The organism is Hymenobacter mellowenesis (assembly GCF_030581005.1).
Taxonomy (GTDB): Bacteria; Bacteroidota; Bacteroidia; order Cytophagales; family Hymenobacteraceae; genus Hymenobacter; species Hymenobacter mellowenesis.
The window spans coordinates 1-20,172 of sequence record NZ_JAUQSX010000007.1; the positions used below are offsets into that span (position 1 = coordinate 1).

General features: G+C 62.7%; 16 protein-coding genes. 8 read left to right on the forward strand and 8 right to left on the reverse strand.

The genetic code is table 11. The annotated features are described in order from the left end of the window. Positions 1-1,766: M43 family zinc metalloprotease (locus Q5H92_RS13915; protein WP_305012143.1), on the reverse strand; the 1,766-nt coding region annotated here is incomplete at its 3' end. 432 nt (positions 1,767-2,198) lie between these two features. Next, complete coding sequence (locus Q5H92_RS13920) at positions 2,199-2,861, reverse strand: protein-L-isoaspartate(D-aspartate) O-methyltransferase (RefSeq protein WP_305012453.1); 663 nt, start codon at positions 2,859-2,861, stop codon at positions 2,199-2,201. A 155-nt stretch (positions 2,862-3,016) separates the two neighbouring features. On the opposite strand from Q5H92_RS13920, the gene Q5H92_RS13925 reads away from it, so the two are divergent. The 6 genes from Q5H92_RS13925 (at position 3,017) to Q5H92_RS13950 (ending at position 9,686) form a co-directional block, all read left to right on the forward strand. Beyond that, positions 3,017-4,438 (forward strand): sugar transferase, encoded by a 1,422-nt coding sequence (locus Q5H92_RS13925; RefSeq protein ID WP_305012144.1) that lies wholly within the window; start codon positions 3,017-3,019, stop codon positions 4,436-4,438. 288 nt (positions 4,439-4,726) lie between these two features. Beyond that, the gene (mnmA, locus tag Q5H92_RS13930; RefSeq protein WP_305012145.1) at positions 4,727-5,884 is read left to right on the forward strand and encodes a tRNA 2-thiouridine(34) synthase MnmA; all 1,158 of its coding nucleotides are present in this window, start codon (positions 4,727-4,729) and stop codon (positions 5,882-5,884) included. 32 nt (positions 5,885-5,916) lie between these two features. Next, the gene (locus Q5H92_RS13935) at positions 5,917-6,735 is read left to right on the forward strand and encodes a hypothetical protein (protein WP_305012146.1); all 819 of its coding nucleotides are present in this window, start codon (positions 5,917-5,919) and stop codon (positions 6,733-6,735) included. Positions 6,736-6,778: 43 nt separating this feature from the next. Beyond that, positions 6,779-8,470, forward strand: coding sequence for a S8 family serine peptidase (locus tag Q5H92_RS13940; protein ID WP_305012147.1), 1,692 nt, complete (start codon positions 6,779-6,781; stop codon positions 8,468-8,470). A 143-nt stretch (positions 8,471-8,613) separates the two neighbouring features. Further along, the gene (locus Q5H92_RS13945) at positions 8,614-8,928 is read left to right on the forward strand and encodes a hypothetical protein (protein WP_305012148.1); all 315 of its coding nucleotides are present in this window, start codon (positions 8,614-8,616) and stop codon (positions 8,926-8,928) included. Between the two features lie 161 nt (positions 8,929-9,089). After that, positions 9,090-9,686, forward strand: coding sequence for a riboflavin synthase (locus tag Q5H92_RS13950; protein WP_305012149.1), 597 nt, complete (start codon positions 9,090-9,092; stop codon positions 9,684-9,686). Between the two features lie 57 nt (positions 9,687-9,743). Here Q5H92_RS13950 and Q5H92_RS13955 read toward each other — a convergent pair whose 3' ends face one another. The 3 genes from Q5H92_RS13955 to hemF are packed head-to-tail and all read right to left on the reverse strand — an operon-like array spanning position 9,744 to position 11,893. Continuing rightward, positions 9,744-10,358, reverse strand: coding sequence for a flavodoxin family protein (locus Q5H92_RS13955; protein WP_305012150.1), 615 nt, complete (start codon positions 10,356-10,358; stop codon positions 9,744-9,746). A gap of 10 nt (positions 10,359-10,368) precedes the next feature. Next, the gene (locus tag Q5H92_RS13960) at positions 10,369-10,947 is read right to left on the reverse strand and encodes a phosphatase PAP2 family protein (RefSeq protein WP_305012151.1); all 579 of its coding nucleotides are present in this window, start codon (positions 10,945-10,947) and stop codon (positions 10,369-10,371) included. After that, a complete protein-coding gene (gene hemF / locus Q5H92_RS13965) occupies positions 10,940-11,893 on the reverse strand; it encodes an oxygen-dependent coproporphyrinogen oxidase (protein ID WP_305012152.1) in 954 nt (317 codons plus the stop codon). Before hemF ends, Q5H92_RS13960 begins: the two co-directional genes overlap by 8 nt. 123 nt (positions 11,894-12,016) lie before the next feature. On the opposite strand from hemF, the gene Q5H92_RS13970 reads away from it, so the two are divergent. Then, positions 12,017-14,230, forward strand: coding sequence for an alpha-ketoacid dehydrogenase subunit alpha/beta (locus Q5H92_RS13970; protein WP_305012153.1), 2,214 nt, complete (start codon positions 12,017-12,019; stop codon positions 14,228-14,230). A gap of 118 nt (positions 14,231-14,348) precedes the next feature. Here Q5H92_RS13970 and tamL read toward each other — a convergent pair whose 3' ends face one another. Continuing rightward, on the reverse strand, positions 14,349-16,994 hold the full coding sequence (gene tamL / locus Q5H92_RS13975; RefSeq protein ID WP_305012154.1) for a translocation and assembly module lipoprotein TamL: 2,646 nt from the start codon (positions 16,992-16,994) through the stop codon (positions 14,349-14,351). On the opposite strand from tamL, the gene Q5H92_RS13980 reads away from it, so the two are divergent. Then, positions 16,985-17,743, forward strand: coding sequence for a TrmH family RNA methyltransferase (locus Q5H92_RS13980; protein WP_305012155.1), 759 nt, complete (start codon positions 16,985-16,987; stop codon positions 17,741-17,743). The two genes, tamL and Q5H92_RS13980, sit on opposite strands and share 10 nt — an antisense overlap. A gap of 162 nt (positions 17,744-17,905) precedes the next feature. Here Q5H92_RS13980 and Q5H92_RS13985 read toward each other — a convergent pair whose 3' ends face one another. Beyond that, positions 17,906-19,057 (reverse strand): porin family protein, encoded by a 1,152-nt coding sequence (locus tag Q5H92_RS13985; RefSeq protein WP_305012156.1) that lies wholly within the window; start codon positions 19,055-19,057, stop codon positions 17,906-17,908. A gap of 20 nt (positions 19,058-19,077) precedes the next feature. Continuing rightward, the gene (locus Q5H92_RS13990; RefSeq protein WP_305012157.1) at positions 19,078-20,142 is read right to left on the reverse strand and encodes a hypothetical protein; all 1,065 of its coding nucleotides are present in this window, start codon (positions 20,140-20,142) and stop codon (positions 19,078-19,080) included. Positions 20,143-20,172 lie beyond the last annotated feature (30 nt).

Genomic DNA, 20,172 nt, shown 5'->3' on the forward strand with positions numbered 1-20,172 from the left:
GCGGGGATGGCCACGCTCAGCGTCTGCCACTCGGCGCTGCTGGCCGGCGCGTAGCCGTCAATCGGCGTCAGCCCTTGGGTAGTGAGGGCCGCTGCATTGAAAGTAGCCGCCGTCAACCAAGTCTGGCCGCAGTCCGAGCTGAAGGCCACGCGCAGCTGCACGTCGTCGGTGCTGGAGCGCAGGGCGTAGGCGCGGGCAAAGCGCAGCGTGGCGTTGGTGATGCCGGCCAGGTTGATGTTGGGGGTGATGAGCGTGCTGGTGGCCCCGGCCGGGTAGGTGCGGTTAGTCACGGCCAAGTAGGCCGAGCCGTCGGCGGCGGGCACGACCGTCTGGCGGCGCCACACAAACGAGCTGCTGGCCACGCCGGCAGCCGTAGTGCCCGACAACTCGTAGTTGCGCAGGGTGGGGGCAGTGAAGAGGGCGGGGAAGTTGGCGTCCTCAAAGGACTGGTTCAGCGGAGCGGTTTCGCCGCCGGACGGGCCTTCGACGCGAATGATGTTGGTCTGGGTGCTGGTGGTGCTGCCAATGGAGTTGGTCACGGTCTCGGTCACGGAGTAGAAGCCGGCGTTGGCGTAGCTCACGCTCACCTGCTGGCCCGTGGCCGTGGCGGGCGTGCCGCCGGGGAAGGACCAGGAGTAGGACAGCGTGCCGCCCGTGGCCGAGAAGTTGGAGGAATAGTCACGCAGCGTCACCGGGGTGTTGATGCACACGCTGGCGCTCGTGCCCGGGGCAATGCCAAAAGCGGCAGTGGGGGCGCAGTCCACGGTTACGTAGCCGTCGTTGGTGCCCGTGGCCACCAGATTGGCCTGCGAAATCAGGTTGGGGCGGTTGGCGGCCAATACGGTGCGCATCAGGGCGCGCTGGCCCTGGGTGAACATCACTGCGCACGAAGCATAGTCCATGAAGTTCTGCACGTTGGCAATGGGGCCGCAGGGCGCGTAGTTCAGGTTGCAGCTGAAGGTGCCATCGGTCTGAGGCGTATCGGCCACGTTATCGGTGCCGGTGCAGTCGCCGGTGCCGGGGTTGTTGGTCTGGCCCCAGGGGTGCGATAGGCCGAAGTAGTGGCCGATTTCGTGGGTGGCGCCGCGCAGCAGCGCATTGCGGGGAGTGCTGGTGCCTTGGTTGCCGAAGTAGTCGTGGCGAATGACGTAGCCATCGCGCGGGTTGCTGGGGTTGTTCGGAGGCGATACATAGCCCACCACAAACCCACCCGCCGTAGCCACCCCGATGGTGTTTACTACCCAGATGTTGAGGTACTTGCTCTGGTCCCACACGCCCACGGCCTGAATGGCGCCGCTCTGGTTGTCGTTGTAGAGGCTCGGCAGGTAGTGGCGGGTGATGCCGGTGGTGCAGTTGCCGTTGGGGTCTTTCTTGGCCAGGCGGAAGCGGAAGCCCACCGAAGCCGCAATGGGCTGAAACAGCGGGATAATCTGCGAAGTATCGGCGTTGAGCTTCTGATAATCCTGGTTCAGCAGCTCAATGGCGCTGTTAATCTGCCGGTCGCTGATGTTGTCGGTGCCACCGGTATGAATGATGTGCACCACCACCGGGATGGTCACATCGGTCACGTAGGTGGTGCGCTGCTGCGCCTGCGTCTGGGCCATGGCGGCCATGCGCAGGTCGAACGCTTTCTGGGCTTCGCGGGCGCCGGGGTGAGCAGCGAAATAACGCTCCTGCTCATCGACGGTGCCGCACCAGTTAGGGTTTTTGCCGCCTGTTGTCTGGGCCTGGGCGCCCAGGCCGGCGAAGGCAAGGACCGCAGCCATCACCGAGGGTAAAAATCTTTTCAGCATAAGGGGTTATTTGGGAAGAAGTGTAAAAGGCGAAGTGGGGAGAAAAAAGCTGCAATTGGGCGGCAGCACTACTAAAATGACGGTTTAATTCCACTGAATAACCAGCCGCACGGTTGGCGTCAAGTGTCCAAAATCACGGAATAACAACTTTTGTGGTCCAACGTGCGCCGGCCGTGGTCAGTTCAACCAAGTGAACAGCCGAAGCAGGGCGCGCTGCTTCGGTTAATGGCCAAGAGCCAATGCCGGGGCCATGCGTAAGCGTCTCAGCATGCGTGGGTGAAGTGGGAGAAAACGGAAAAGGGCCGAACGCAACGCCGCGGTGCCGGGGGGTGAGCAGTAGTCCGCCGCAGTTGCAATCGGTGAGCAAGTTACACCCCGCAAATGGCGAAATGATGAAGCCAGCCCTCAGGAGCGCCAACCACTGGCCCCGAGCAGGGGCACAAAGCGAAATTCCTCGAACTCCTCGCGCACAAACGCCTCGGGGCCTTCGCGCGTCACGCGCACCATGCGCTGGGTCTGGCTGTCGCCCACCGGAATCACCAGCCGGCCGCCCACGCGCAGCTGCCGCAGCAGGGCCGGCGGCAAGCCGGGCGCTCCAGCCGTCACCAAGATGCCATCGAAAGGCGCCCGGGCGGGCAGGCCCACCGAGCCGTCGCCGCAATGCAGGTGGGCGCCGCCGGCGCCCAGCGCCGCCAGCCGCTGCCGGGTGCGCGCAAACAGCACCTCGTTGAACTCGATGCTTTCGACGTGGGGCGTGAGCTGGAGCAGCACCGCGCACTGGTAGCCCGAGCCGGTGCCCACTTCCAGCACTCGGTCGGTGGGCTGCGCGTTCAGCAGCTGGGTCTGGAAGGCCACCGTGTAAGGCTGCGAAATGGTCTGGCCCTCGCCGATGGGAAACGCTTTGTCCTGGTAGGCGTGGGCCTGGAAGGCGGCCTCGAAAAACAGGTGGCGCGGCACGGCCTGCAGGGCCGCAAGCACCCGCTCGTCGTGAATGCCGCGCTGGCGCAGCTCCCGGGCCAACGCGCGCCGCTGGCCTTGGTGGCGGTAAGAATCCTGAAGCGGTGAAATGGCGAAATCGAAAAAATGAAAGCCGAAAATAAGCCCCCGGGCCTCAACACGGCGCCCCAGCTCGCCGGCTGACGCTGGCAACCCGGTGCGCGTCCTACCTTTGCCCGGCGCGGTTTTTGTCCACTGGCCGCGAAAATACACCTTTCTATCCCGTTTTGCAGCTCATTCGCCGCTTTCAGTACGTTAAGCTTGTGGCCGCCGACTTTGGGGCGGCGCTGCTGGCATGGATGTGTTTCTACCTCGTGCGCAAGTACTTGCTCAACGAGCTGACCGGCTACCGTTTCACCGAAGGTGCCCTGTTCGACCTCACCGGCTCGGCCATTTTCATCGCCGTTTTCTGGACGTTCCTCTACACGCTGGTGGGCGAGTACCGCGACATTTACCGCAAGTCGCGCCTCGGCGAGCTGCTGCGCCTGGCCCGGGTGTCGCTGCTTGGCGCCGTCGTTATCTTCTTCACGCTGCTGCTCGACGACCAAGGCGTGGTGAACTACAAGGCCTACTACAAAACGTTTTCGGCCTACTATCTGCTGCATTTTTTCATCACGGGCTTCCTGCGCACCTTGGCCGTAAGCAGCGTGCAGCGCACCATTCGCAAAGGCTATATTTCGTTTCCTACGCTACTGGTGGGTTCCAATACGCTGGCCCTGAATACTTTTCATGAGCTGGTGCGCACCAGCAAGCACCTGGGCCTGCGGATGGTGGGCTTCGCGCCCGTCGGCGATACCGTCGACCCCGAACTGGCCACCGAGCTGCCCGCCCGCGGTTCCTATCAGCGCCTGCCGGCCCTGGTGCGGGCCCTCAAAATCGAGCAGATTGTCATCGCCATCGAACCCAGCGAACACCTGCTTATTCAGGATATCCTGACCTTGCTCGACGGCACCTCGGCCCGCGTCAGCATCCTGCCCGACTTGTACCAGATGCTGCTGGGCTCGGTGAAAGTCAACCACTTATTCGGCACGCCGCTCATCGAAATCAAGCAGGACCTGCTGCCCGTGTGGCAGGTCATCCTCAAGCGGGTGATTGATGTGGTGGGCTCGGCCTTGTTTCTGGTGCTGGCCAGCTGGGTGTATGCCTTCACGGCTGTTATGGTAAAGTTGTCGTCGCCCGGGCCGGTATTCTACCGGCAGGAGCGTATTGGGCGCAACGGCCAGCCGTTCCGCATCATCAAGTTCCGCTCTATGTTCATCGATGCCGAGAAAATGGGGCCGGCCCTGAGTTCCGACCACGACCCGCGCATCACCAAGTGGGGCCGCTTCATGCGCAAGGTGCGCCTCGACGAGCTGCCCCAGTTCTGGAACGTGCTCAAAGGCGATATGAGCATCGTGGGCCCGCGCCCCGAGCGCCAGTTTTTCATCGACCAGATTGTGAAAATTGCGCCCCACTACCGCCACCTGCACCGCGTACGCCCCGGCCTCACCTCGCTAGGCCAGGTGAAATACGGCTACGCCGAAACCGTGGCCCAGATGGTGGAACGCCTGAAATTCGACATTCTCTACATCGAGAACATGAGCTTGGCTATGGACTTCCGGGTGTTGCTCTACACGTTGAAGATTATTGTAGAGGGACGGGGGAAGTAGGGTGCCAGCTGTCATTGCGAGGCCGCCGGCCGAAGCAATCCATTCTTTTCTCGGCAACCAGCCCACTTTGTGACAACCGAAGGTCAGCGAAGCTAAATCCGAATTTAAAAGCCCCGGAACTGCGCAGTGCCGGGGCTTTCTGGTAAAAGAACAGGTCTGATGCTGAGAGGACGGATGACCACGGCCGGCGCCCTCGTAAATGACAGGCGGTGCCTCCTCGCAATGCCAAGCGTACCTTTGCAATTGCCGGCCGGAACCTTTCAAGCTCCGGGTGAATTGCACCACACCATGAATACCGAAACAAAAGGAAGAGTACTCGTCGCAATGAGCGGCGGCATTGATAGCAGCGTGGCCGCCGTGCTGCTGCACGAGCAAGGCTACGAAGTGGTCGGGATGACCATGAAAACCTGGGATTACGCCAGCGCCGGCGGTTCCAAGAAAGAAACCGGCTGCTGCTCGCTCGACAGCATCAACGACGCCCGCGACATTGCCGTGACTCTCGGCTTCCCGCACTACATCATCGACATTCGCGACGAATTCGGTGATTTTGTGATTGATAACTTCACCGACGAGTACCTGGCCGGCCGCACGCCTAATCCCTGCGTGCTCTGCAATACCCACATCAAGTGGGACGCCCTGCTGCGCCGCGCCGACCAATTGGGGTGCGAGTTCATTGCCACCGGCCACTACGCCAACATCCGCAAAGACCCCGAAACCGGCCGCTTTGTGGTTAGCAAAGGCCTGGATGAGAACAAAGACCAAAGCTATGCCCTCTGGGGCGTGAGCCAGGAGAGCCTGAGCCGCACGCTGTTCCCGTTGGGCGGCATGCGCAAAACCGAGATTTACGACGAGGCCCGTCGGCGCGGCTTTACCGAACTGGTGAACAAGCCCGAGAGCTACGAAATCTGCTTCATCCCCGACAACGACTACCGCGGCTTCCTGCGTCGCCGTGTGCCGGGCTTGGAGGCGCGCGTGGCCGGCGGCAACTTCGTGGCCAAAAACGGCCGCGTCATCGGCAAGCACGAGGGCTACCCGTTCTACACCATCGGGCAGCGCAAGGGGCTGGGCGTGGCGCTGGGCTACCCCGCGTTCGTGCTCGAAATCCGCCCCGATACCAACGAAGTGGTGCTCGGTAATTACGACGAGCTGGCCAGCACCGCCACCGTAGTGGGCAAGCTAAACATGGGCAAGGAGGCCAGTCTGGCCGGCCGCGGCCTGGTGCCGGCCGTGGTGAAAGTGCGCTACAACCACGACGGCGCGCCCGCATTTCTGGAAGAAGTGGACGGCAAAATCCGCGTTTATTTCGAGGAGGCCGTGCACGCCATCACGCCTGGGCAGGCCGCCGTGTTCTACGACGGGCAGGACGTGCTGGGCGGCGGTTGGATTGAGCGCCACGTAATTGGCGAAATCCCCTTACCTTTTGCCGCCGCAACGGCCGCGCAATAAGCCGCGTTATACCTCTTTTTCTACTCTTCGCTATGGCGTCACCGCTTCTCCGCTCGCTTTCTCAACTGGCCGCCGGGCGCCGGGTCTTGGCCGTTGCTGCCCTCGCGCTGTCCGCTGGCGTGAGCGGCTGCAAAAACGATTCGATGGCTGTGCCCGACACCGGCACCGGCTATTACCCCATTGCCGTGGGCAATTCCTGGACCTATGCCGTGGCCGACAGCACCTGGAGCCAGGCCCTGGCTTCGGGCACGGCCCTGGGCACGCCCAGCGTGGTCACGGTCAGCAATTACCAGTTCAAGGAAACCATCACGGAGGTATTCACCGATGCGAGCGGGCAGACGGCTTACCGCCTGGTGCGCTCCAAAATGGGCCCGACCACGACGAGCTTCCGCGACGACAGCGTGTTTGTGCTCACGGCCAACGCCAACTTTGTGGCCCTAAACCGCAACAATGCTAAAACGGCGGAGCTTATCTTCCCGGTGCGACAGGGCCGGTCCTGGAATCTGAACGCGTTCAACAACAGTTCCAACGATACCATCACGGCCGAAACCCGGCAGTATAGCCGGGTAGGGCAGTCGTTCACCACGGGCGGCGGTACCTCGGGCCTGCCGGCTAAGGCCTATGAAACGACCGTGACGGTGAACAATACGGGCACGGCCACCGAAAACAGCGCCCTCAAGCGCGTGGGCTACCAGCAGGTGTTTGCCAAAGGCGTGGGACCGGTGTTGCGCCGCCGCTTCTTTTTTGCCAATTTTTACACCAATAGCTCACAAACGGTTCAATACTTCCCCGGCAATTACTTCGCGGCCACTACCCGGCGCGAAACGCTGATTAGCTCCAACGTCCGCTAGCTGCCATTTGCTGACGTATCTTTTTGAAAGTACAAGGTTTACAATGGTGAGTTCTGTATCGAAATGGCTGTTGCTGGCGCTGGTGGCGGTTGGCTTGGATGTATTGGCCGCGCCCCTGGCGCAGGCCCAGGGCCTGCGGCGGCGCCACCTGATATACCTGCGCGACAAAACCGGCACGCCGTATTCGGTATCGCAGCCGCAGGCGTTTCTGTCGGCGCGTTCGGTGGCCCGGCGCACGCGGCAGGGCATTCCGGTGCTCCCGCGCGACCTGCCCGTGAATCCAGCCTACGTTGCCCAAATCAGCAACGTGGCCGGCAACCCCCAAATCATGTACACCTCGCGGTGGTTCAATGCCGTGCTGGTGGCCTGCGATTCGACCGTGCTGGCCCGCATTCAGGCCCTGCCCATTGTGCGGAGCGCCACCACCCTGAACCGCAATTACCTGGCCCCGGCGCCCACCGCGCCGCCGGTGCAGGCCACGCCCACGGTCAACCGCACCCAGGCCACCCGGGCCCAGTACGGCCCGGCCTACCGCCAGAATCTGCAAATCGGGGCCACGGCCATGCACGACGCTGGCTTCCGGGGCGATGGCATGCACATTGCCGTGTTCGATGCCGGCTTCCCCGGCGTCAATCAGATTCCGGCCCTGCAGTCCGTTTTTCAGGAGAACCGGCTGGCGGGCACCCGCAACTACGTGGATGGCGGCTTCAATGTGTACAACCGCGACGCCCACGGTACCAACTGCGTATCGGCCATCGCGGCCAACCAATCAGGCTTTTACATCGGCTCGGCACCCAAGGCCACGTTCCACCTGTGCATCACTGAGGACATTTATTCGGAGCATCCCATTGAGGAAGCCAACTGGCTGGCCGCGGCCGAATACGCTGACTCGGCGGGGGTCGACATCATCAGTTCTTCGCTGGGCTATACCACGTTCGACGCGCCGTCGCGGTCCTACACCTACGCCGATATGAACGGGCGCACGGCCATCAGCACGCGGGCGGCCACGTTTGCCGCGCGCGTGGGCATGCTGGTGGTGAATGCCGCCGGCAATGAGGGCGACAAGCCCTGGCACTACATCTCGGCCCCGGCCGATGCCGATTCCATCATATCGGTGGCGGCGGTCGACTCGATGGGCAACCGCGCTTTTTTCAGCTCCTACGGGCCTTCCTCGGACGGGCGCATCAAACCCACGCTGGCGGCTATGGGGCTGGCCGCAGCGGTGCTCGGGCAAACGGGCAACGCCTTTCGGGGCAGCGGCACGTCGTATGCCTGCCCTATTCTGGCGGGCATGGTGGCGGGCTTCTGGCAGGCCAACCCCACGCTCACGGCCCAGCAGGTCATCATGGCCCTGCGCAGCACCGCCACCCAGGCCAACAACCCCGATAATGAACTGGGCTACGGCATCCCTAATTTCGTGACGGCTTACAACGCCCTGCACCCCAACGCGCCCCTGGCTACCAAGGCCGAAGCAGGAGCAGCCGAAGCGCTTGGGATATATCCCAACCCCAGCGGCGACGGCCCGCTCACCCTGGTATTGCCTACCGCGCTGCAGGGCCAGCCCCTGCAGGTACGGGTGCTCGATGCGCGCGGTGCGGCGGTGCTGCAACAACAACTGCCCGCCGTGCGCGGCACCGAAGTGCCCTTGCCTATGGCCCGACTCGCAAAGGGCGTTTATACCTGCGAAGTAAGTGCCGGAGCTACTCGTCGAACGGTGAAGTTCACCCAGCAATAGCCTCATCCTAAGCCATCTGAAAAAGCTCCCAATCGGGAGCTTTTTTTGTGTGAAATGCCGGACATATTCGCTTGTTTTTGAGGGGTATAATTCGTAATTTTAAAGCATCAATTCACCCGTTTGATTGCAGGATAATGTTGCAGATGATGACCACCAAGCGCATTGGGCGCCGCCAGTTTCACTTCACCGTGGAAGGCAGTAATTTTCACGAAACCGTGGCCGAGTACGACCGCCTCAGCTTTCCCGACGTGGCTGCCTGCGGCCTCTGCGGCTCCGACAACCTTGACCTGACCAGCCGCGTGGCGCAGGGCAAATACAAGTACACCTCGGTGAAATGCCTCTCGTGCCGCGCCGACCTCACCTTTGGCAAAAACAAGGACGACGACCAAAGCTATTTCTTGCGCCGCAAGGAAACCGGCGAACTGGACTGGCGCGCCATGGACAAGGCCGACAAATAACTCTTTTGTTGCTCCGGCTGTTTTTTGCCCAGGAACGGCAACTCCAATATGGGGTGCCGTTCTTTGTATGTAAAAGGAGCTATCTGGACTGCCCGGCGACCCGTTCGACGGACCGGAAATGCCGCCAGGTAAGCTCCGCCGCCTCCCTTTAATTGTTACTTATGTTTACCGGAATCATAGAAGCCCTCGGCACCATCGTGGCCGTGGAGAACGAAGGCAGCAACCGCCACTTCACCGTGGCCTCGCCCTTTGCCGCCGAGTTGAAAATTGACCAGAGTGTGGCCCACGACGGCGTGTGCCTCACCGTGGTGGCCGTGGATGCGGCGGCGGGCACGCACGTCGTCACGGCCATCGATGAAACGATGCGCGTCACCAACCTCAGCCAATGGGCGCCGGGGCGTCACGTCAATCTGGAGCGCTGCCTGGCCGCCAACGGCCGCTTCGACGGCCATATCGTGCAGGGCCACGTCGACGCCACCGCTACTTGCGTGAGCGTGACGGACCAGCAGGGCTCCTGGCTGTTTCGCTTCCGGCACGCGCCCGGGCCCGGTCGTCTCACCGTTGAGAAGGGCTCTATCTGCGTGAACGGCACCAGCCTGACCTGCTTTGAGAGCACCGACGACGGCTTCACCGTTGCCATCATTCCCTACACTTATGAGCACACCAGCTTCCAGCAGCTACAAGCCGGTGAAACGGTGAACCTGGAATTTGACATTGTGGGCAAGTACGTGGCCAAGCTGCTGGGCAAAACGGCCTGACCTGGCATCGGCAACATCCGCTGACCACGTAAGGTATTTCATGAAATAAGCCCGCGGTTAATCCTGCGGGCTTATTTTCATGGAAGGCAGGAGCACTGGCGTTTTCCCGACGCTGCTTTTGCTGCTCTGAAAAAATGATTTAGCACGCTCCAACGCGGCTTTGTCGTCCTGAATATCGTTGGGCCGCGAGCCGGTGCCGTAGAGCATTCCGCCCCAGGGCATCTGCATGTACTTGGCCGTGAGGACGAGAGAATCTTCCAACGGTTTGGTTTCGGACCGGTCGCCGCTGCTCACTACAATGCTCCACAGGGTTTTGCCGCGCATCTCCTCCCGAAAATTAAGGCCGGGAGTGCGCAACCAGGCGCTCCAGTAATCGAGGTAATGCTTGGCGTGCACGGGCAGGCTATACCAGTAAAGGGGCGCTACCAGCACCAAGTCGGTAGCGGCCAGAGTGGCTTCGAGCAGCACCTGGGCATTGCCGCAAGGCTGCGGATAAGGCGTGTGGTGGCGCATATCTACAAAGTACGGCAGCGGGTAATCCTGCAGATGCAGCCACTGCTGGGTGGCGTTTGGGGGCAGGTTGTAAGCGGCGCAGTAGGCCAACTGCTCGCTGTTGCCCATGCGACGAGTGCTGGAAAGCAAAAACAGAAATCGGCGCGCGGCAGTGTCCATTTGCAGAGAATTACACTTGGGAAGGCCACCACCGGCGCACAAGCTGCTGATAGGTAAGGGCCGCCCCCCAGCCCAGCAACGCGCCAATGGCGGCTCCGCCGAGCACATCAGTGGGGTAATGTGCCCCAAGGTACATCCGGCTGTACGATAGTAAAACAGTCCAAAGAAATAATGCGATTTTTATCGGACGAAACCGACCCGCCGGCAGCACCACTGCTAGGAATATGGCCAGGGCCATGGAATTGGCGGCGTGCGACGACAGGAAGCCAAACTGCCCGCCGCAGCCGTCGGGCAAATGCAGCCGGGCAAACAAAGCGGCGTCGTGACAGGGGCGGGGGCGGCCAAAAAACGGCTTGAAAATCCGGCTCGTGATGCTGTCGGCCAGCGCCACGGCCGTCACCACCAGCGGCAGCAACAGCCACGCGCGCCGCCGGAAATGGTAAACGAGCCAGGCAATGAGCACCGCATACACCGGAAACCACACCAGGCGGTTAGACGCCCAGACCATCACCGTATCCAGCGCCGGGAAATGGGCGCGGTTGATGGTCAGCAGCAAGGCCCGGTCCAGGGCTTTAATTGATTCAAGCATTGGAAGGTGCATCAGCCAGCCAATCAACGCCTTGGCGCAGCCACGTCAGGGTGGTCGCTTCGGGTGTGCCGGGCGCGGGCGGGGCGGGGTTGTAGGCCCAGCCGGTGCGCGGGGGCAGGCTCATGAGAATGGATTCGGTGCGGCCGCCGGTTTCGAGGCCGAAGCGGGTGCCGCGGTCAAATGCCAGGTTGAATTCGGCGTAGCGGGCGCGGCGCATCGTTTGCCAGGCTTCTTCGCGCTCGCCGTAGGGCAGGGCTTCGTTTTCGGCCATGATTTCGGTGTAGAAGGGGCCGAACAGCTCGGCTACGTCGCGCATGAAGGCGAACAGTTCCTCGGCCGTGCCGTCGGCGCCCACGGTGAGGCGGTCGTAGAAAATGCCGCCCACGCCGCGCGTTTCCTGGCGGTGGGGTAAGTAAAAATAGGTGTCGGCCCAGCGGGTGAACTTGGGGTAGTAGGCCGGATTATGACGGTCGCACACCGCGCGCAGGCGCTCGTGGAAGCGCCGCGCCTGGGCTTCATCCACGTAAATGGGCGTCAAATCGATGCCGCCGCCGAACCACGCTTCGCCGTTGCCGGCTTCAAAATACCGCACGTTCATGTGGATGATGGGCACGCGCGGGCTGCGCGGATGCAGCACCACGCTCACGCCGGTGGCATAGAAATGCGGGTCGGGCATGTGGAGCTGCCGGGCGGCGGCTTCGCTCATGCTGCCCCACACGGCCGAAAAACCCACGCCGCCTTTTTCCAGCACACGGCCGTGCTCCAGCACTTTGGAACGGCCGCCACCGCCGCCCTCGCGCTGCCAGGCATCGGTGCGGAAATGGGCCGGGCCGGCATCGGCCGTTTCCAGCTGCTGGCACAGGCGCAGTTGGAAGTCGGCCAACCAAGCTTCGATTTCGGGCCGGATGGTGGGAGAGGAAGCAGGGAGCACGGAAGAATTTACCACAGAAAACACGCGAAGTTTGGCAACAGGCGCCGCGCCACGCCGAATGCAGGGCCCGGCGTAGCGCCAGCAAAGATACGGCCGCGCAATGGGCGTACTTTTGCAGTCTCACCCGCTTCGCCGCTAATGTCTGATTTTGCTGCTCCCACCGCTCCCGAAACCACCGACCAGTATAACCCTCGCGTAGCCAGTGCGGCCGCTGCTGCCGCCGCCGCCTTCACGGCCGCGCCCACGCCCGGCCCGGCCTCGCACAGCCCCGAGCTGCTGCGCCGCGCCTACCGCCTGATGCACACGGCCGCCGCCATGGCCGACCTTTACGAAGAGCAAAAAGCCATTGCGGCCCGCTACGTGCACGCCACGGCCCGCGGCCACGAAGCCGTGCAGCTGGCCGCCGCGTTTCACCTGCGCGAAACCGATTTTGCCGCGCCCTACTACCGCGATGATGCCATGCTGCTGGGCCTGGGCCTGCGCCCCTACGAGCTGATGTTGCAGCTCATGGCCAAAGCCGGCGACCCCTTCAGCGGCGGCCGCACGTATTATTCGCACCCCTCGCTGCGGCGGGCGGGTATCCCGGTTATTCCGCACCAAAGCTCAGCCACGGGCATGCAGGCCATCCCAGCCACGGGCATGGCGCACGCCATCAAGTATCTGGAGTCGGTGGGCGGCGAGCAGTTGGCGAATAGCAGCGACGCCTTCAAAGCCTCGCGCGAGCGGCTGATTACCAATGCCTCGCTTTCGCTTTGTTCCATCGGCGACGGAGCCATGACAGAAGGCGAAGTGGCCGAGGCGTTGCAAATGGCCATTTTGCACCAGTTGCCCATTGTTTATCTGGTGCAGGACAACGACTGGGGCATTTCGGCTACCGGGCGCGAGATGCGCGCCATGAATGCCTACGAGTTTGCGGCCGGCTTCCCCGGCCTGCGCCGTATGCAGGTGGATGGGGCTGATTTTGGCTCTTCTTACGCCGGGTTAGGCGAAGCGTTTGCGCACGTGCGCGCCCGGCGCGGGCCAGTGCTGGTGCACGCCAAATGCCCTTTGCTGGGCCACCACACCAGCGGCGTGCGCCGCGAATGGTACCGCCACGACCTTGAAAACCACCAGACCCAGGACCCATTGCCGCGCCTGCACCAGCAGCTGCTGGCGGGTGGCTTCTCGGCGGCGGAGCTTGATGGATTGCGGGATGAAGCCCGCGCGACCGTGCTGGCCGATTGGAACGAAGCCCTGGCCGCGCCCAATCCCGACCCCGCCACCTTCGCCGACCATGAGTTTGCCCCGCCAGCCGTGATGGCCGAAGTCGGCGAGCGCAGCCCCGCCGGCGCCGACAAAGCCCTGATGGTGGATGCCGCCCTGCACGCCGTGGATGACATTCTGCGCGAATTCCCCGAAGCCCTGTTCTATGGCCAGGACGTAGGCGGCGAGTTGGGCGGCGTGTTCCGCGAGGCTGCGCTGCTGGCCAAGAAGTACGGCGACAGCCGCGTGTTCAACACGCCCATTCAGGAGGCCTACATTGTGGGCAGCACGGCCGGCATGGCGGCGGTGGGCGTCCGGCCCATCGTCGAAATTCAATTTGCCGACTACATCTGGCCCGCGCTTAATCAGCTGGTTGAGGAGCTGTCGAAATCCTGCTACCTCACCATGGGCAAGTTTCCGATTCCGGCGCTCATCCGCGTCCCGATTGGGGCCTACGGCGGCGGCGGGCCCTACCATTCGGGCTCCATCGAAAGTACCTTGCTCACCATTCGGGGCATCAAAGTGGTGTACCCCAGCAACGCGGCCGACATGAAAGGCCTGATGCGCGCCGCCTTCCTCGACCCCAACCCCGTGGTGATTCTGGAGCACAAAGGCTTGTATTGGAGCAAGGTGCCCGGCACCGAGGACGCCAAAACCGTGGAGCCGGCGGCCGGCTACGTCATCCCGCTGGGAAAGGCCGCGGTGGCGCAGGCAGCCGATGCCGAGAAGCTGCGCCGCGGCGAAACCGCCCTCGTCGTGACCTACGGCATGGGCGTGCACTGGGCCAAAGCCGCCAGCCGCGACTACGCCGGCCAAATCGAAATCCTGGACCTGCGCACCCTCAACCCGCTCGATTTCGACGCGGTGACGGCCGCCACGCGCCGCCACGGCAAAGTGCTGGTGCTCACCGAAGAGCCCCTGATGAACAGCTTCGCCGAAAGCCTGGCCGGGCGCATTCAGCGGCACTGCTTCGAGGCGCTGGATGCGCCGGTGTTCACCCTAGGCGCCGCAAACCTGCCCGCCATCGCCCTGAACGTGGAACTGGAGAAACAGATGCTGCCGAGCGCCGCCAAAGTAGCGGCGGCGCTCGGCGAGCTGCTGGGGTACTAGACTTTGGAATTGCAAGTCCAGTCATCCTGAGCGCAGCGAAGGACCTTACCACGTTGGCATTGGTTCGCCAACGTGGTAAGGTCCTTCGCTGCGCTCAGGATGACTGGACTGCTAACAATTAGAATGGATAGCCGATGCCGATGTTGAAGGCAGCGCCGTAGGCGCTGTCCTTATAGAAGCGGCTGATGGCCCACTTGGTATCCGGCGCGGTGGGGTCGTATACTTTCGCCGCGATGTCGAGGCGCAGAATCAAGAAGGTGAAATCGAAGCGGATGCCCACGCCGCTGCCCACGGCAAACTGCTTGGCAAAGGTCTGGAAGTTGAATTGGGCGCCGGGCCGCGGGTCGCGCTGAATGGTCCAGACGTTGCCGAAGTCGGTGAACAGCGCGCCGTTGATGAAGGAGTAGAGCGGGAAACGGTATTCCACACTGCCTTCGAGCAAAAGCTCGCCGGGCTGCTCGGAGGTATTGTCGCGCACGGGTTTGCCGTCGACGACGCGGTAGGTGGTGTAGCTGCCGGGGCCCAGGCGGCGCGGCTGCCAGGCCCGTACGCTGTTGCTGCCTCCGGCAAACAAGTACTTGTCGTAGGGAATAATCAGCTGGTCTTCGAAATAGGCCGGTTGGTCAATCGGCTCCACTTTCACATTAGTAGTGCTCAGGGCCTGGGCAATACCGCCGTTGAGGCGCCACACAAAAAAGGTGTGGGGCGTGAGGTGGTGGTAGCGACGGTAGTCGGCCGTGAGCTTGGCAAAGTTGTAAACCTGCAAATTGAACCAGGGGGCGTTTCGGTACAAGTTGCGCGAAAGCCCGCCAATTTCGCCGAAGAGGCGGAAATACCTGGCGTCGCGCGTCTCGTTAAAGTCATTCGAATTATAGAGCGATGCGGCACTCATACTCGGTTCGAACAACTGCGTAAACGACCGAAACAGCGGCGAGCCTTGCGCCGCCAAGCGGTTTAGATTGTCAATAAACGACTGCTCCTTGTTACTGGTATTCACTAAGTTGATGACCACCGGCGAAATAACATACTGGTGGAAAACGGACTTCTGCCATACGTAGTCGTACGAAAATTCCAGGTTGGTGCGCGTGTACTCCGGTCGCTGCACGTAGGTGTCGGAGAGCGAGAAACGGGTTTTCGGATTGTAGCGCGTCAGGAAATGGTTGGTGCGGAAAGGCACCAGAAACTGCGGCAGCACCAGTGCCGCGGTGGCCCCAAACTGGCGCGTGTATTCATTCGAGCCGGTGATGCGGTTGTATTGCCCTTCAAAGCCGACCCGTACCCCCAGTTCCAGCACCTCGGCGCCCCCAAACGGGTTGCGGGTTTTCAGCCGGAAATTGAGGAAGGGGCCGGGCAGGGTGGCCACGTAGGTGCCGCCTAATTCATCGGTAATGGCAAATTTCGGCGCGGGCGAGGCGTTGATAACCGCCACCAGCTCGCCCGTGCTGGGGTGCAGGCCGGAGCTGTCAGCGGCGGGTGGGTCGGGCACCTTGCGGTAGTTCACAGTATTGAACCGGAACATGTCCAGGTCGGCCAGCAGGCGCTGGGTTTGCAGCGTGTTGGTCAGGTTGTAGTGCTGGCCGGGCCGCACCAGCACCTTGCGGGCAAGCAGGCTGGTGCTGAATTTCTGCTCATAAGCCGCAAACCGAATGGAATCGGTCACGGTCGTGTCGGTGCGCAGACCCAGGCTGGGGCGGGGGCGCAGGGCGCCCGGCGTGCCGGCGCGGCGCAGGGTGTCGCCGGCGGCGTTGCGCAGGGTGCGCCCCACGCCGGCATCCGTGATGAAGCGCACCTGCTTCACGGTGTACACGCGGTGGCCCTGGCCGGGGCCCGGGTTGGCGATGAAGGTGCGCAGCCGCACCGTGAATTTCTCGTAGCTCGTGTCGGCTTCGAGGGTGATGTACTGCTGGCGGAAATCGAAGTAGCCCGCATTTTTCAGCAGCGTTTCGAGGCGGGTGCGCTCCTGGCCGATTAGGTCTTCGTTGTACCGGTCATTCTCCTTCAGCAGCGTGGCGCCCTGGCCCTGCCGCACCACCGCCGCCACCCCCGAATCGGGGATGCTTGGGGCCTGCAGGCGGTACAAAAACGGCTTGTTTTCGTGGATGGTGTACGTGACCGTGACGCGGCGGCGCTGCTTCACGGCATCCAGCGAGTCGGGCTTGCTGGGGAATATGGAGCCCACCGCCTGCACGCCGCGCATGAGCAGGCCGCGCCGGTAGCGCACCGTGTCGGTGGCCGTGACGCGGGCCCGGAAAAAGCCCTGGGAGCGCAAAAACGTCGTCATCTGCTCCACCGAGTGGCGGGTGAGGGCCGTGTCGTACACCACCGGCCGCTCGCCCAGGCGCATGATGGCGTTGCCCTTGTCGAGGGCCAGCTGCTTGCGGTTCACCTTGCGCTCACGCTGCCCAATGAGCTTGCCCAGCTTAGCCGAGTCGGTGCCGGCGGCTTGCATCTTCTCGGCGTAGCTGGCCTGAATGGCGAGCAGCTTGCTTTTGATACGGGCCGAATCGTAAAAATTATGCCCCAGCTGGTAAATGGCCACCTTGGGCAATGGGAAGCGGTTGTTGGGTTTTTGCTGGGCCAGCGCGGTGAGGCGTTCTTTGTCGGCCTGCTCCACGCCCTTGATTTCGACGCGGCTGAGTAGGCGCTGGCCCGGCCGCAGCAGCTTAAATGGCGAGCACGCCGCCAGCAATGCCAGGCCCAGCACCGGCCCCAGCCGGCGCCAGGGCCGTAGCTTCGTAGAATAGGTTGATAACAATGGTTTCAAAAGCACTTGGCAAATACGTGCAGTCGCTGCACCAAAAGAAGTACCGGCAACGCCACGGCGCGTTTCTGGTCGAAGGCGGAAAAAGCGTGTTGGAGCTGCTAAGTTCCGACCTGGAAACCGAACACCTGCTGGCTACGGCCGAATTCGCTTCCCAAAACCGTGCCTCGCTGCCCGCCCGGCTGCCCCTCACCCTCGTTTCGGAAGCCGAGCTCACCCAGCTGGGCACGCTGGCCAACAACACCACCGCCCTGGCCGTGGCCCGCCTGCCCACCGAAGCGCCGCTGCCTCCAACGCTGCCGCAGAGCCAATTGTTGCTGGCCCTCGACGAAGTGCGCGACCCCGGCAACCTGGGCACCCTACTGCGCTTGGCCGACTGGTACGGCCTGGCCGGCGTGGTGCTCAGCCCCGGCTGCGCCGACGCGTTTGCGCCCAAAACCGTGTCGGCCACCATGGGCGCCTTCGCCCGCGTGCCCGTCTGGGAGCGCGACCTCACGGCCTGGCTGCCCACGCTGCCGGCCGGCACCGGTATCTTCGGCGCCGACCTGGAGGGCGACAACGTGCACCGCGTGCAGCTGCGCCCCAGCGGCGTGCTCGTCATGGGCTCCGAGTCGCACGGCCTCACGCCGGGTGTGGCGGCGGCCCTCACGCGCAAACTGCACATTCCGCGCGGCGCCACCGGCCGGGCCGAAAGCCTGAACGTGGCCATTTCGGCCGCCATTCTGCTCGATAATTTTTTTCGCGGGCAATAAGGTAAGCTGCGGGAATCAGTGAAAAAATAAGAACGTCATGCTGAGCGAAGTCGAAGCATCTCAACTGCTGAAGTAAATTCCTTGATTGGATTACTTCAGCAGTTGAGATGCTTCGACTTCGCTCAGCATGACGTTCTGAATGCTGTTTCCGTTGATTACTGTCTAGTTGATGCCAACCAACCGGAGGCCGAAGCTCAGCACCTGGGCCTGGGGCCCGGCGTTGGTTTTGAAGAGGGGGTTCAGGTTGTACTTGCCGAAAAATTCCAGGTCGCGGTAACCGATGGTGCCCTGCAGGCCGTATTGGAAGTTTTCCAGGTTGTAGCTGCCGTCCTCGTGGTCTTTGTAGGTAGTGCCTTCGGTGGTGTATTTCACCTTGGTCCAGGACTTGAGGCGGTAGCCCACGAAGCCGCCCGCGCCGATGGTGAAGGTGGGCTTGTAGTGCGAGTCGTGCAGCTGCAGGCGCAGCATCAGGGGCAGGTTGAGGGTGGAGGTGGCGAGCTTGGTTTTCTCGTACTGGCGGCCTTCGCGGTTCAGGATGATGCTGGTGCGGCCATTTTCGTTCACCCACTGCTGGTTGGCGTTCAGCATGTAGTTGTTGAAGGCGAATTCGGGGCCCACGGTCACGCTCATGGGGCTGCGTTTGCCGCCGAGGCGGATGTCCCAGTTCATGCCGATGTTGACGTAGCGCGACCCCAGGGTGCGCAGGTCGACCTCCGACTGGCCGGCGGTGGCTTTCTGGTTCACCAGCGCGTTCAGCCCGAGGTCAAAAATGAGGCTCGAACTCGAACTGCGCTTCTCCAACTCCTTCATCCGCACCGAGTCGCGGTGGGCTTGGCGCTGCTCCTTGGTTTTCACGTCCACGGTGTTGTACGATTTGTTGCCCTTCTCGTCAGTGCTTACCGTCACGCCAAACGCTTTGTTCAGCACCACGTCCACGCGGTTGGTGTTTTCCTGTTTTTTGCGGGTGGTGATGCGAACTTGCTCGGGCAGGTTTTTGCCGGGCTGGTCCTTATCGGGGTAGAATTGCAGCGTTACTTGGTCGGTGCTGGCGTTCTGGGCGGCTTTCTCGGCCTGCGTGATGTAGGTGGCCAGGCGCGAAGTGAGCGAATCGAGCTGGTAGTTTTTCATCTGGCGCAGCTGGGCCGCGTCGCGCACCGTGAGGGTTAGGGTGGCCCGGTTGGGCAGGCGTATCACAATGGTGTCCTGGAAGGCGGCGGTGGTGGCCGTGAGGGCCGTGGCGCGGGCCGCCGTGGGCCGGCCGGTGAGTACCAGCATCAGCAGCAGCAGAAAGAAGGAGAAAGAAGCGCGTTGCATGATTCCTAAAAAGAAAGAGGTTAGAGTTGAATGGATTTGCTGACGTGCCGGCCGGCAATAGTGGCCCGGAGCGTCACATTTTCGGGCAGGCCCGTGGCCTCGGCCAGGCTGAGGCGCTCGCCCCGCACCAGGTGGCCGGCCTGTTGGAGGAGGCGCCCGCCCAGCCCCCGGCGCTCGGCCGGCGCCGCCGCCTCGGCCAGGGCCGAAGCAATGGTTTGGCTGGCTCGGGCCGGGGCATCGCCGTTGCGCACATCCACGGTGATGAGCCCGCTGGAGGTGGCCGGGACGATTTCCACGGTCGGGGTGGGTTTAGTGACCTGGGCCACGACCGGTGCGTTTTCCAGGGTTTTCCGGTGCTCGTCAGCGGCGGAAGTGGCCGGGTGGGCGGCGGGCGGGGTTGTCGTGCGGGCCACCGATTGGGCTTGGTCGGTCGTTGCGTCCAGCGGCCGGTTAGTTCCTTTCAAATGGCGGGAAGACTGCTCGCGGGCTGCCTTACTGGCCTTTGGTGCGTTAGATGCAACGGCTAGGGAGCGGGTTGCCTGTATGGTTGCATTTTTCTGTTCCGGCACCGAAATATTTTCTTCAGAAGCTGCTTCGGGCGTAGCTGCTGCGACAACCGGCTGCTGCTGAGGCTCGGGAGCCAGGCGGGCTTTATCAGCACTGATTGCGTCGGAAGTTACCGGAGCAGTTGCGCCCGTTTTTTGGGTCTTCGGCGACTGCGACGCCACGTCGCTGGCCGACATCTTCCCATTGGGCAAACCCAGCCACAGCCCGGCACCGCCTACCAGCAGCAACAGCGCCACGGCGGCCGCCAGGGCCATGGGCCACCACGCGGCGGCGCGGCGCTGGCGGGGCCGCAGGTGCTCGTCTTCGAGACGCTCCCACAGCTCGCGGCCGGGCGGGGTAGCGTGCTGGTTCAGTCCTTTTTGGAAAAGCTGGTCCAGGCGTTCCGGCGCTACTGCGGACGCAGGCGCCGCGTCGGCGGGCACGTGGGCCTGCAGACGGGCCCACAGGTCGGCGCCGGGCGGCGAGGCGTGGCCGTCGAGCTTTTCGCGGAATAAATCGTCAATATTTTCGGGAGGCATATCTATCGTTGTCTATTTAGTCGTGGTTGA

Excerpts from the sequence above, each read along its gene's own strand:
- mnmA (WP_305012145.1), top strand. The coding sequence starts at position 4,727 with ATGAATACCGAAACAAAAGGAAGAGTACTCGTCGCAATGAGCGGCGGC.
- Q5H92_RS13935 (WP_305012146.1), top strand. The coding sequence starts at position 5,917 with ATGGCGTCACCGCTTCTCCGCTCGCTTTCTCAACTGGCCGCCGGGCGC.
- Q5H92_RS13940 (WP_305012147.1), top strand. The coding sequence starts at position 6,779 with ATGGTGAGTTCTGTATCGAAATGGCTGTTGCTGGCGCTGGTGGCGGTT.
- Q5H92_RS13945 (WP_305012148.1), top strand. The coding sequence starts at position 8,614 with ATGATGACCACCAAGCGCATTGGGCGCCGCCAGTTTCACTTCACCGTG.
- Q5H92_RS13950 (WP_305012149.1), top strand. The coding sequence starts at position 9,090 with ATGTTTACCGGAATCATAGAAGCCCTCGGCACCATCGTGGCCGTGGAG.
- Q5H92_RS13955 (WP_305012150.1), bottom strand. The coding sequence starts at position 10,358 with ATGGACACTGCCGCGCGCCGATTTCTGTTTTTGCTTTCCAGCACTCGT.
- Q5H92_RS13960 (WP_305012151.1), bottom strand. The coding sequence starts at position 10,947 with ATGCTTGAATCAATTAAAGCCCTGGACCGGGCCTTGCTGCTGACCATC.
- Q5H92_RS13970 (WP_305012153.1), top strand. The coding sequence starts at position 12,017 with ATGTCTGATTTTGCTGCTCCCACCGCTCCCGAAACCACCGACCAGTAT.
- Q5H92_RS13980 (WP_305012155.1), top strand. The coding sequence starts at position 16,985 with ATGGTTTCAAAAGCACTTGGCAAATACGTGCAGTCGCTGCACCAAAAG.
- Q5H92_RS13985 (WP_305012156.1), bottom strand. The coding sequence starts at position 19,057 with ATGCAACGCGCTTCTTTCTCCTTCTTTCTGCTGCTGCTGATGCTGGTA.
- Q5H92_RS13990 (WP_305012157.1), bottom strand. The coding sequence starts at position 20,142 with ATGCCTCCCGAAAATATTGACGATTTATTCCGCGAAAAGCTCGACGGC.